Annotated in this window: 13 protein-coding genes; 7 read left to right on the top strand and 6 right to left on the bottom strand. The window is 65.9% G+C overall.

All coding sequences use genetic code 11. The features are described from left to right. Positions 1-195 precede the first annotated feature (195 nt). Entirely contained in the window at positions 196-1,257 is a 1,062-nt protein-coding gene (locus tag FAS41_RS07115) for an ABC transporter substrate-binding protein (RefSeq protein ID WP_138520902.1), read from the bottom strand. A gap of 256 nt (positions 1,258-1,513) precedes the next feature. On the opposite strand from FAS41_RS07115, the gene FAS41_RS07110 reads away from it, so the two are divergent. The 3 genes from FAS41_RS07110 (at position 1,514) to FAS41_RS07100 (ending at position 5,761) form a co-directional block, all read left to right on the top strand. Next, positions 1,514-3,115: an ABC transporter permease gene (locus FAS41_RS07110; RefSeq protein ID WP_138520901.1), complete on the top strand. Its 1,602-nt coding sequence runs from the start codon at positions 1,514-1,516 to the stop codon at positions 3,113-3,115. Next, positions 3,112-3,939: an ABC transporter ATP-binding protein gene (locus FAS41_RS07105; protein WP_138520900.1), complete on the top strand. Its 828-nt coding sequence runs from the start codon at positions 3,112-3,114 to the stop codon at positions 3,937-3,939. The genes FAS41_RS07110 and FAS41_RS07105 overlap by 4 nt, the downstream gene beginning before the upstream one ends. A gap of 211 nt (positions 3,940-4,150) precedes the next feature. Beyond that, positions 4,151-5,761 (top strand): arylsulfatase, encoded by a 1,611-nt coding sequence (locus tag FAS41_RS07100; protein ID WP_138520899.1) that lies wholly within the window; start codon positions 4,151-4,153, stop codon positions 5,759-5,761. A gap of 178 nt (positions 5,762-5,939) precedes the next feature. Here FAS41_RS07100 and FAS41_RS30800 read toward each other — a convergent pair whose 3' ends face one another. Together FAS41_RS30800 and FAS41_RS07095 are read right to left on the bottom strand one after the other, a co-directional pair. Then, entirely contained in the window at positions 5,940-6,092 is a 153-nt protein-coding gene (locus FAS41_RS30800; RefSeq protein ID WP_171049454.1) for a hypothetical protein, read from the bottom strand. Between the two features lie 2 nt (positions 6,093-6,094). Beyond that, a complete protein-coding gene (locus tag FAS41_RS07095) occupies positions 6,095-6,472 on the bottom strand; it encodes a DUF3509 domain-containing protein (protein WP_138520898.1) in 378 nt (125 codons plus the stop codon). 415 nt (positions 6,473-6,887) lie between these two features. Here FAS41_RS07095 and FAS41_RS07090 point away from each other — a divergent pair, with 415 nt between their 5' ends. Further along, positions 6,888-7,115 carry a hypothetical protein gene (locus FAS41_RS07090; RefSeq protein ID WP_081520531.1) on the top strand — a complete coding sequence of 76 codons (228 nt, stop codon included), beginning with the start codon at positions 6,888-6,890 and terminating at the stop codon, positions 7,113-7,115. Between the two features lie 36 nt (positions 7,116-7,151). On the opposite strand, the gene FAS41_RS07085 is transcribed toward FAS41_RS07090, so the two are convergent. Then, a complete protein-coding gene (locus FAS41_RS07085) occupies positions 7,152-7,466 on the bottom strand; it encodes an ElaB/YgaM/YqjD family protein (RefSeq protein WP_138520897.1) in 315 nt (104 codons plus the stop codon). A gap of 361 nt (positions 7,467-7,827) precedes the next feature. On the opposite strand from FAS41_RS07085, the gene FAS41_RS07080 reads away from it, so the two are divergent. After that, positions 7,828-8,277 (top strand): N-acetyltransferase, encoded by a 450-nt coding sequence (locus FAS41_RS07080; RefSeq protein ID WP_138521089.1) that lies wholly within the window; start codon positions 7,828-7,830, stop codon positions 8,275-8,277. Continuing rightward, the gene (locus tag FAS41_RS07075) at positions 8,268-8,588 is read left to right on the top strand and encodes a DUF2388 domain-containing protein (protein WP_341785691.1); all 321 of its coding nucleotides are present in this window, start codon (positions 8,268-8,270) and stop codon (positions 8,586-8,588) included. The genes FAS41_RS07080 and FAS41_RS07075 overlap by 10 nt, the downstream gene beginning before the upstream one ends. Positions 8,589-8,626: 38 nt before the next feature. On the opposite strand, the gene FAS41_RS07070 is transcribed toward FAS41_RS07075, so the two are convergent. Both FAS41_RS07070 and gstA read right to left on the bottom strand, forming a co-directional pair. Beyond that, a complete protein-coding gene (locus FAS41_RS07070; protein WP_138520896.1) occupies positions 8,627-9,037 on the bottom strand; it encodes a hypothetical protein in 411 nt (136 codons plus the stop codon). A gap of 131 nt (positions 9,038-9,168) precedes the next feature. Further along, the gene (gstA, locus tag FAS41_RS07065; protein ID WP_138520895.1) at positions 9,169-9,786 is read right to left on the bottom strand and encodes a glutathione transferase GstA; all 618 of its coding nucleotides are present in this window, start codon (positions 9,784-9,786) and stop codon (positions 9,169-9,171) included. A 109-nt stretch (positions 9,787-9,895) separates the two neighbouring features. Here gstA and FAS41_RS07060 point away from each other — a divergent pair, with 109 nt between their 5' ends. Further along, positions 9,896-10,219 (top strand): winged helix-turn-helix transcriptional regulator, encoded by a 324-nt coding sequence (locus tag FAS41_RS07060; RefSeq protein ID WP_138520894.1) that lies wholly within the window; start codon positions 9,896-9,898, stop codon positions 10,217-10,219. Positions 10,220-10,278 lie beyond the last annotated feature (59 nt).

Genomic DNA, 10,278 nt, shown 5'->3' with positions numbered 1-10,278 from the left:
TTTGTTGCGTTGTTGAACCGTAGGGCGGATAACCTGGAGCAGGTTATCCGCCTCCCACCGAGCGGCGGATAACTGCATCGCGGTTGACCGCGAACGTAGGATGGCGTGGAGCGCAGCGATACCCATCAATGACGAACGCTCGGGACAGCATGGGTATCGCAAGCTCCACCCATCCTACGGGTGAGCGCCGAGCGACTACTGCACCGCCGCCACCGGCTGTGCCGCCACCTCGCGGCCGGCGGCGTCCTGCAGCGCCGGGCTGGCCCAGTCGGCGGCCTGGAAGTCACGGCGGATCAGGCCGTAACTCTTCGCTGCCTTGATCGAGGCATCCAGTCGGCCGAGGAAGTCGGCGTCCAGCTTCGGTGACAGGACTTCCGCCAGCGGCCGGCCCTGGAATTCGCTCTTGAAGATCACCGTCGGATAGCCGGCCTGCTGCGAGACCAGGTCGATGAAGGCGTCACGGTTGGCCTCGGCACTGGCCCACTGCACGGCCTGCAACTGTACCTTCAGCAGGCGCTCGGTGATCTCCGGATGCGCATCGACGAACTCGCCATTGCCCACCAGCAGTGCCTGCAGGGTCCCGGCGCCGCCCAGGTCATGGGTGCTCAGGGGAATTTCCGCCAGGCCCTTGTCGCGCAGGGCGAACAGGCCGGCCAGGCCCCAGGTGGCATCGATCTGCTTGGCCGCCAGGGCGGCGAGGGCGGCGCTGAAGTCCAGGTTGATGACCTTCAGGTCTTTCTCGGCGAGGCCCGCGCTGGCCAGGGCGTTGTCGAAGGAGAGCTGGCTGGCGGTGCCGCGGAAGATGCCCACGCGCTTGCCCTTGAGGTCGGCCAGGGTCTTGATTCCCGAGCCCGGCTGGACGCCCAGGTAATGGTTGACGCCGCGCGCGGTGGCGGCCAGCACGCGGCTGTCCAGGCCGCTGGACTTGCCGATGATCGCCGCCAGGTCGCCCAGGTAGGCGAAGTCCACCTGGCCGTTGGCGAAGGCTTCGTTGACCACCGGGCCTGCGCCCTTGAAGAAGCTCCATTTGACCTGGATGCCGTCCTTGGCGAACTCCTTCTCCAATAACTGGCGGGTGTAGAGGATGTCCACCACGCCGCCGCCGGAGTGGTTCTGCCCGGCGCTGACGTCGGGTACGGCGATGCGGATTTCCTTCAGCGGGTCGGCGGCCTGGGTGACCAGCGGATAGGCGCCGAGCAGGCCGGCCAGTACCGGCGCAGCGAAAAGGGACAGCAATTGAGTAGTGAGGGCCTTCATGGCGCCTGCCTCCAGCAGTAGGGAGCGCGACTGGCTCCGGCGCCCGCACTAAAGGCATGGTGCGGTCCATCAACAAAATAATAAAAACGCATTTTTTAGTAATCATTCGAGCTAAGCGAACAACCACAGGGCTTCGCGGGCAGATGCCCGGAGGGCATAAAAAATATTCGGCGAATGCATTGGATGAGCGCCCAGGCCTTCCCTTAAATGGCCAGTGATAGCTCATAAATGCATTGATATAACTATTTATATTCCAATGAAGAATATTACGAAGCCGTATCGCCTTGCTCTTCCCAGCCCGCGCCTGAGGCCTTCCGCCTTCGGCTGGCGCGGGCTCGAACCTCTGTTGCCGTGGCTGGTGCCGCTGGCCATCGCGGTGCTCTGGTGGACCGCCAGCCACCGGCACTGGATGTCCGCGCAAATTCTGCCCACGCCCGAGCTGGTGCTGCAGGCCGGCCGCGAGCTGCTGGCCGGTGAGCTCTGGCAGCAACTGGGCATCAGCCTGAAACGTCTGCTCTGGGGCTTGCTGGCCGGTATCCTCAGCGGGCTGGCACTGGGCGCCTGGCTCGGCTTCAGTCGCCGCGCCGAGCGTCTGGTGCTGCCCACCTTCAGTGCCCTGGCGCAGGTCCCGACCCTGGCCTGGATTCCGCTGTTCATGCTGTTCTTCGGCATCGGCGAATTACTCAAGCTGGTGGTGCTGATCAAGGCCATCATCGTGCCGGTGACGCTGCACACGCTGGTTGGCGTACGCGACGCGCAGCCTCGTCTGCGCGAGGCCGCCGCCGTGCTGCGCCTGCCACGCCGGCTGTTGCTGTGGCGGCTGATCCTGCCGGCGGCGCTTCCGGCTTTCCTGACCGGTGTGCGCCTGGCACTGGCGCAGGGCTGGACCTCGCTGCTGGCAGTCGAACTGCTGGCCTCCAGCGAAGGCATCGGCTACCTGATGGTGCAGGCGCGGCAGCTGTTCATGCTCGACATCGTGTTCGTCTGCATCCTGGTCATCGGTCTGGTCGGCGCGGCGATGGATCGAGGAATCCAGGCGCTGGACCGGCGCCTGGTGCACTGGCCGCAGCAAGCTGCAGGGGAGTTCCGCCGTAGCGCGTCAGGCAAGGGCTGGGAGCGTCTGCAAACCTGGCTGCTGCCGCTGGGCCTGTTGGCGATCTGGCAGACGGCGAGTGTGCGGGAGTGGGTCGATCCGGCCATTCTCGCCAGCCCCGCGTCGGTGGCGGTCGCGCTGTGGGACGGGGTGCTGGATAACAGCCTGACCACTGCGCTGTTCGCCAGCCTGCAACGCACGCTTGCCGGACTGCTGCTGGGCGGCTCGCTGGGCTTCCTGCTCGGCCTGGGGCTTGGCCTGTGGCGCCCGGCGGAGCGGCTGCTGGGACCGTCCTTTGCCGCACTGCGCCAAGTGGCGATCTTTGCCTGGGTACCGCTGCTCACCGCCTGGTTCGGGCTCGGCGAGCTGGCCAAGGTGGTGTTCGTCGGCCTGGCCGCCTTCTTCCCACTGCTGCTGGCGACCCAGCGCGGCATCGCCAGCCTGCCGGCGCAGCTCACCGAAGCGGCCATCGCGCTGCGTCTCTCGCCCTGGCAAAGGTTGCGTCGGCTGGTGCTGCCGGGTGCTGCGCCGTCGGTGTTCGCCGGGGTGCGCCTGGCGCTGATCTACGCCTGGCTCGGCACCATCGGCGCCGAATACTTCATGCCCTCGGACGGTGGCATCGGCAGCCTGATGATCGGCGCGCAACAACTTTTCCGCATGGACCTGGTCGGCGCCGGCATGTTGCTGGTCGGCCTCACCGGAGCCCTGCTGGCCGCCCTCGGCCAGCGCATCGAAGCGCGGGTAACGCGCTGGAGACACGCATGAACGCTTTCGCACCGCAGGCGCTGGTGAGCTTTCGCCAGGTCGCCAAGAGTTTCCCCGTGGACGGCCGCGAGCTCCAGGCCATCGAACGTTTCGACCTGGAGATCGCCGACGGCGAGTTCATCGCCATCGTCGGCGCCAGCGGTTGTGGCAAGTCCACGCTGCTGCGCCTGCTGGTGGGGCTCGACCGTGAGTTCCGGGGTGAGATCCGCATCGACGGCGCGCTCATCGACGGCATTGGCGGCGAACGCGGCATCGTGTTCCAGGAGCACCGCCTGTTCCCCTGGCTGAACGTGGAGCAGAACGTCGCCCTGGGCCTGGTCAACGAACCGCTGAGCGAGGCCGGCAAGGCTTCGAAAGTGGCCGATTACCTGGCGTTGGTGGGTTTGACCGCATTCGCCCGCGCCTATCCGCATCAGCTCTCGGGCGGCATGGCACAGCGAGTGGCCATCGCCCGCGGATTGGTCGCCAGCCCGCGCATCCTGCTGCTGGACGAACCCTTCGGCGCCCTGGACGCGCTGACCCGTCAGCAGTTGCAGGAAGAGCTGCTGCGCATCCGCCAACGCGAACGCATTACCACCGTGCTGGTGACCCACGACGTGGAGGAGGCGCTGTTCCTCGCCGACCGCGTGGTGGTGATGGCGCCGCGTCCGGGGCGAATCAAGCGCATCGTCGAGGTGCCGCTGGAGCATCCTCGCGAACGCGGTGGCTATGACTTCCTGCGCCAGCGCGAAGCGCTGTTGCACGAGCTGACGGGCGAGGGCGACTACGTCGCGCCGCAGCTCAAGCGGGTGGAAGACCTGCCATTCGAGTTTCTCGCCTGCTGAAGGCAAGAGCCCCTCTCCCTAACCCTGGCTGCGCGCCCCGCTCCGAAGGGCGAGGGGGCTGATCGGCGCAAGGTGAAACCATGGTTTCAGCCGGCACGGACGGCTCCCTCTCCCTTCAGGGAGAGGGCGGGGGGAGAGGGGAGTCGTTGGCAGGAAGTCCCAGAAAAGTACAGTCGCACCTATCCATCATTACCCTTGAACGAGTCCGACCATGAGCAAACGCCCCAACTTCCTCGTCATCGTCGCCGACGACCTCGGCTTCTCCGACCTCGGTGCTTTCGGTGGCGAGATCGCCACGCCGCACCTGGACGCCCTGGCCCTCGAAGGCCTGCGCCTGACCGACTTCCACACTGCGCCGACCTGCTCGCCGACCCGCTCGATGCTGCTCACCGGCACCGACCACCACATCGCCGGCATCGGCACCATGGCCGAGGCGCTGACGCCTGAGCTGGAAGGCAAGCCGGGCTACGAGGGCTATCTCAACGATCGCGTGGTGGCACTGCCGGAGCTGCTGCGCGAGGCGGGTTACCAGACCCTGCTCTCGGGCAAGTGGCACCTGGGCCTGAAACTGGAGCAGGCGCCCCACGCGCGCGGCTTCGAGCGCTCCTTCTCGCTGCTGCCGGGCGCGGCCAACCATTACGGTTTCGAGCCCCCCTATGACGAAACCACCCCGCGCATCCTCAAGGGCACGCCGGCGCTGTATGTCGAGGACGACCGGTTCATCGACGAGCTGCCGGCGGACTTCTATTCCTCCGATGCTTTCGGCGACAAGCTGATCCAGTACCTCAAGGAGCGCGATCAGAACCGCCCGTTCTTCGCCTACCTGCCGTTCTCCGCGCCGCACTGGCCACTGCAGGCGCCCAAGGAGGTAGTGGACAAGTACAAGGGCCGCTACGACGCCGGCCCGGAGGCACTGCGCCTGGAGCGACTGGAGCGGCTCAAGCAGCTGGGCCTGATCGACGCCGACGTGAAGGCGCATCCGGTGCTGGCGATCAGCAAGGAATGGGCCCGCCTGACCGACGAGGAAAAAGCCAGATCGGCACGGGCCATGGAGGTCTACGCGGCGATGGTGGAACGCCTGGACTGGAACGTCGGCCGGGTCGTCGAGTACCTGCGCCAGCAGGGTGAGCTGGACAACACCTTCGTCCTGTTCATGTCCGACAACGGCGCCGAGGGTGCGCTGCTGGAAGCCTTCCCGCGCTTCGGTCCGGACCTGTTGAGCTTCCTCGACCAGCACTACGACAACAGCCTGGAAAACATCGGTCGCGCCAACTCCTACATCTGGTACGGCCCGCGCTGGGCCCAGGCCGCCACCGCGCCGTCGCGCCTGTACAAGGCCTTTACCACCGAGGGCGGCATCCGCGTGCCGGCGCTGGTGCGCTACCCGGCGCTGCAGCGCCAGGGCGAGATCAGCCACTCGTTCTCCACGGTGATGGACATCACCCCGACCATTCTCGACCTGGCTGGTGTACGTCATCCGGGCAGGCAATGGCACGGCCGAGAGGTGGCTGAGGTGCGCGGAAAGTCGTGGTTGGGCTGGCTGTCCGGCGAGACGGAACAGGCTCACGACGAGAAGACCGTTACCGGCTGGGAGCTGTTCGGCATGCGCGCCATCCGCCAGGGCGACTGGAAGGCGGTCTACCTGCCTGCGCCGGTCGGCCCGGCGACCTGGCAGCTGTACGACCTCGCCAAAGACCCCGGCGAAACCCAGGACCTGGCGAAAGCAGAGCCGGAACGCCTGGATAGGCTGATCGAGCACTACAAGCAGTACGTCAACGAGACCGGTGTGATCGACGCGCCGCCACCGTTCCTCGCACGCTGAACGCAAGCGTCACAGCCTTCCTTCCCGCTCGTGCGGGAGGGGACGGCAGCCTCGGGATGCGGCGGATGGTGCGACAGCAGGGAAGAGAACCGGCGGCCGCCCGACTGCTTGGACTGACGGCGGCCACCGGAATGCACTTGCCATCGGCTTGGCTACGCTGGCCTTCGGTCTTATCGGCTTATGTCGGCCCATCCTTGAGGCCGTCCTGGTGGGCAGCGGACAGATGGGGTTCCTGTCGGCTGTCCTCCGGTTCGATGTCCACCCGCTCTTCCAGTGACTCCTCGCGGGTCACTCTGGGGTCTGGGTCGGGAGTGTCCACGGGTGTTTTCATGCTTACCTCGCTTGGTGGGCCTGCTTGCCAGCCAGGGCGCGCAGACGTGCGCCGGCCACCACCACCTTGCGGGGTCGGTGGGTGGGGTTCAGCGGAACGAAGGTCTGCAGCTCGATGCGCTTGAGGAACCAGTCGACGTTGTCCTGCTCCAGCGGCCCCTCTACGGTCATCAGGTCGCGACGGATGCGCTCCACAAGGTTGTTCAGCAGCACGGCGCTGGACTGCTCTTCCTGCTGGATGACCCGGGAAATCAAGCGCTTGCCCCTGGCATTGCGCAGGTTGATGAGCAGCGTGCCGTCGGGCCTGGTCGTGAACTGTGGGCGGTAGTCGCTGAACAGGTGGCTCAAGTGTTCGATGGCCGTCTCGCGGCAACTGGACATATCGATCCCTCCCGGTGGTTGGCAAAAGCCAGAGTGCTGGCTTGAGCCTGAAACCTCGCATCAGCCATGCCAGGTCGGGAGAGACTGTTTCATCTGTTTAACAGGTTGTTATTGCTGGAAATCGAGAAAGCATGCTGGCCTTTGGTCATTTGCAGGATGCAAGGTTGCACCGGCAAGAGGCTGGAAAATGCATGGCCAGACGCCTCGCGGCCTTTCTTGTCGCCATGCCCGCCGCATTGACAGGCCTTCTGTCCGAAACTCTCACCGGTTGCGACAGAGCCAATGCTGCCAGCGACGCCTGCCAGCGCTGGCGATCCGCTTGCCGGCGCCGGAGAACTCCGGTGCCTGGGCCAAACGCCAGCATTTCGCTCGAGCAACCGAGCGGGCAGGGTTGACCCAGGGAGAGGAGGTGGCCATGACGCAGTTCCGACGCCTGGACGTGGAAGCGGTGCTCCACGAAGCCTACCCGCTGTTCAATTTCTCCTGCTACCGGGAGGAGGGTGGCCGCTATTCGATCCGTCTCAGCAGCCAGCTGGCGGACATGCCCTGTACCACCGTGGTCGGCATCCACGGCGACGAGCTGAGCAGCGCCGGGCGGGTGCGCAGCCTTGGCCTGGAGTTGATCGACAGTTTCATCGACTAGTGAGCGGCGACGGTGCCGCCGCTCACTGCTCGGGCCTCAGCGACTGCGGCTCAAGGCGCAGGCCGCTGCCAGCAGTCCGGCGGCGGTGGCCAGCACTGCAGCGGTCTGCCAAGGATGTTCACCGGCATACTCGCCGCTCGCGCGGATGGCCCGACGGCTGCGATGAATCAGGTGTTCACTGGTTTCGCGGCTGTCGTCCACCAGGTCCCGCAGCCTCGACTTGAACGCCGGCAGTTGTTCTGCCGTGAGATCCCGGCTGCTGGCCAGCAGGGTTTCCAGGTCGTTCACGAGGGATTGCAGCTCCTGCACGCCACTGTTGCGGGTAGAGGGGAACCATCGATAGCTGCCCATTGACTGTCTCCTTGATTGTTTCTGGATGGAATTCGCGGGGGGCAGTTGTGCTGTCCGGCGTCACTCCGCCATTGGCATCGGGACGCGCTGCTTCGCGCGTTCGCGACTCTGCCGGCCCCCTTCGAGAGAACCCGCAGACCGCCGGTCGTTCACTGATTCTGATGAGTGGAACCTGACGGTTTGCGCCGGGCGTGCTTGAGTGCAAGAGGCGCTCGCCGGCCCTTTTTCTGCCATCGTTGGAGGCTGTGCAGGTGCGACGATTGGTGGCAGCGCGCGGGGGCGCGCAGGGGCGATCGCTTGTGCGAGGATGCCGCCCGCCACGCCATGAGCACTTCAACGAACCGGGAGACGACTGCCGATGCTGATCCGTGACTTTCGCGACGACGACATGGAGCGGGTGCTGGATATCTGGCTGCGGGCCTCGCAGCAGGCCCACGCTTTCATCGATGCCGATTTCTGGCGGCAGCGCCTGCAGGACATGCGCGACGTCTACCTGCCGGCGGCGGCGTCGCGAGTCGTCGAGAGCGACGGTTGCATCAGCGGTTTCTACAGCCTGCATGACGGCGCACTGGCGGCGCTCTTCGTCGCACCGGAATGCCAGGGCCGGGGGCTGGGCTCGCACCTGCTGAGCGACGCCAAGATTCACCTGCCGATGCTGGAGCTGGCGGTCTATTCGGCCAATGCCGGCGCGGTGGCGTTCTACCAGCGGCACGGTTTCGAGGTGCTGGAGGAGCGCGAGGACGAACACACTGGCCATCCCGAGAAACGCATGGGCTGGATGGCACGCCCGGTAGCCTGCGGATGCTCATGAGTCGGGCGGGCAGGGCGGCGGCCCTAGTCCTGGCGGTCGCAGGACCGGCCAGTGCGATGGATGGCAAGGGGAACTCGAGCGACCACTTCACCGTCGGCACCAGCCTTGGCACGGCGGCGGCCAGCGAGTCCAGCAGCCATTCTCCGCGGGCCTACCAACAGGCGCGCGATGACGCCTTGGCCTATATCGCTTCCGCCGGGCGGATCCATGGCGCGCAACTGGAACACGCGTTGCGCGAATACCGCAGGGCGCATCCGCAATCGACGCTCAGTGACTTGCAGTTGGCCCAGGCCTTGGCCAGTCAGGGCTGAGGCGTCCGGCTGGCCAGCAGCAGGCGGCGCGCGTGGCCTCAGCGAGTCCAGTAGCTTCCGGCGTGCCGGCTGGACGCATAGTCCAGGTGAAGGGAGAAAGAGGTCTGGAAGAACTCCAGTAGCCGGGTGTCCAGCACCAGCGCATTGAGCGAGGCCAGGGAGCCGATCACCTGTTTCACATCGGCGTCGGTTTCTCCGCAGCGGTTTTCATGGCACAGGCGCTGGGTCTGCCGGTCGGCGCTGATGCGGCAGATGCGTTCGGTATCGCGGCAGGAGTTGCGTACCCTCAGGCTCAGTTCCGGCAGGTCGCGGCGACCATCGAGCAACTCGACACTGCACTCCAGGCCGTGCCGGCGTGCGAACTCGCTGGCGCGGGCGAAGACCGGCAGGGCCACTTCTACCAGCGCGCACTGGTAGGCATCGGCGAAACTCTCGGGGTCAGCGCTCATCCAGAATCTCCTGTGCTCACTGCACGATGCCCGGCGCAAGGCTGGCCGGGGTTCTGTGATGGACCACGGAAGGTGTGGCTTGCGCGATAGGTCGCCCGATTTTCCGCCGAGCGGTTATCCTGCCTGGCGTCTCAGACGACGGCCGGCGTCCGGGCTTCGGCCTGCAACGCCTGGATCACCGAGGGGCGTGCAGCGACCTCCTGGCGGAAGCGGCGGATCGCCGGAAACGCCTCGAGATCGACCTTCAGGTGTTCGGACCAGCCCAGCACAGTGAACAGATACGCATCGGCGATGCTGAAGCGCTCCGCGAAGCGATGGCCATTCGCGGCCAACACCTGTTCCAGGTAATCCAGGCGCCTGGCCAGCTTCGCGCGCAGCCGGTCCTTCACCGGTTCGGGGATTTCTCCGTCGAACAGCGGGCTCATCCCCGCATGCAGTTCGCTGCCGATGAAATTCAGTTGCGCCTGCAGTTGCGTGCGCTGCAGGGTGCCGTTGGCAGGCGCAAGGCCTGCCTCGGGCTGCAGGTCGGCGAGGTACTGTAGAATCGCCACGCCCTCGGTCAGCACCGTGCCGTCCTCCAGTTCCAGCGCCGCGACATAGCCTTTGGGGTTGATCCGGTAGAAGTCGCCGCCATCGGCGGTGCGCTTGGTCTGGTTGTTCACGCGTACCAGCGAGAATGGCAGGCCGAGCTCGCGCAGGATGATGTGCGGGGCGAGGGAGCAGGCGTTGGGAGCGAAGTAGAGCTTCATCGGGTGGACCCTGGTCGGAAATGGGCGGCCAGTATTCCTGCTCCCGATGCAGCGCGTAAGAACGCACTTTTTTGTGCTCTGGGCACAAAAAGGTTACCGGGAAGGACAGATGAAGAAGAACGTTTCGGGCTGCTCGGTCGAGGAGGCCATGCGGGTGATCGGTGGGCGCTGGCGGCTGCTGCTGGTGTCGTACCTGCTCGATGGCAGCAAGCGCTTCAACGAGTTGCGCCGTGACATGCCGGAGATTTCCCAGCGGGTGCTGACCGCCGAGTTGCGCGCGCTGGAACAGGCGGGGCTGGTGATTCGAACTGTGTACCCCGAGGTTCCGCCGCGCGTGGAGTACTGCCTGAGCGATGACGGTGGCCGCCTGCGGCCGGTGGTGGACGTGGTGAAGACCTTCGGCCTCTGGCTCAAGGCTCGCCCGGAAGCTTAAGGACGGTCGCGCCCGTGGTCCCCCCGCAGGGCCGGCGTTGGCAAGTCTCATGATCGCTA

The organism is Pseudomonas nicosulfuronedens (assembly GCF_005877905.1).
Lineage (GTDB): Bacteria > Pseudomonadota > Gammaproteobacteria > Pseudomonadales > Pseudomonadaceae > Pseudomonas > Pseudomonas nicosulfuronedens.
This window is presented reverse-complemented; position numbering and strand designations above follow the sequence as displayed.

Excerpts from the sequence above, each read along its gene's own strand:
- FAS41_RS07105 (WP_138520900.1), top strand. The coding sequence starts at position 3,112 with ATGAACGCTTTCGCACCGCAGGCGCTGGTGAGCTTTCGCCAGGTCGCC.
- FAS41_RS07085 (WP_138520897.1), bottom strand. The coding sequence starts at position 7,466 with ATGGGCAGCTATCGATGGTTCCCCTCTACCCGCAACAGTGGCGTGCAG.
- gstA (WP_138520895.1), bottom strand. The coding sequence starts at position 9,786 with ATGAAGCTCTACTTCGCTCCCAACGCCTGCTCCCTCGCCCCGCACATC.
- FAS41_RS07090 (WP_081520531.1), top strand. The coding sequence starts at position 6,888 with ATGACGCAGTTCCGACGCCTGGACGTGGAAGCGGTGCTCCACGAAGCC.
- FAS41_RS07115 (WP_138520902.1), bottom strand. The coding sequence starts at position 1,257 with ATGAAGGCCCTCACTACTCAATTGCTGTCCCTTTTCGCTGCGCCGGTA.
- FAS41_RS07075 (WP_341785691.1), top strand. The coding sequence starts at position 8,268 with ATGCTCATGAGTCGGGCGGGCAGGGCGGCGGCCCTAGTCCTGGCGGTC.
- FAS41_RS07110 (WP_138520901.1), top strand. The coding sequence starts at position 1,514 with ATGAAGAATATTACGAAGCCGTATCGCCTTGCTCTTCCCAGCCCGCGC.
- FAS41_RS07100 (WP_138520899.1), top strand. The coding sequence starts at position 4,151 with ATGAGCAAACGCCCCAACTTCCTCGTCATCGTCGCCGACGACCTCGGC.
- FAS41_RS07070 (WP_138520896.1), bottom strand. The coding sequence starts at position 9,037 with ATGAGCGCTGACCCCGAGAGTTTCGCCGATGCCTACCAGTGCGCGCTG.
- FAS41_RS07060 (WP_138520894.1), top strand. The coding sequence starts at position 9,896 with ATGAAGAAGAACGTTTCGGGCTGCTCGGTCGAGGAGGCCATGCGGGTG.
- FAS41_RS30800 (WP_171049454.1), bottom strand. The coding sequence starts at position 6,092 with ATGAAAACACCCGTGGACACTCCCGACCCAGACCCCAGAGTGACCCGC.
- FAS41_RS07095 (WP_138520898.1), bottom strand. The coding sequence starts at position 6,472 with ATGTCCAGTTGCCGCGAGACGGCCATCGAACACTTGAGCCACCTGTTC.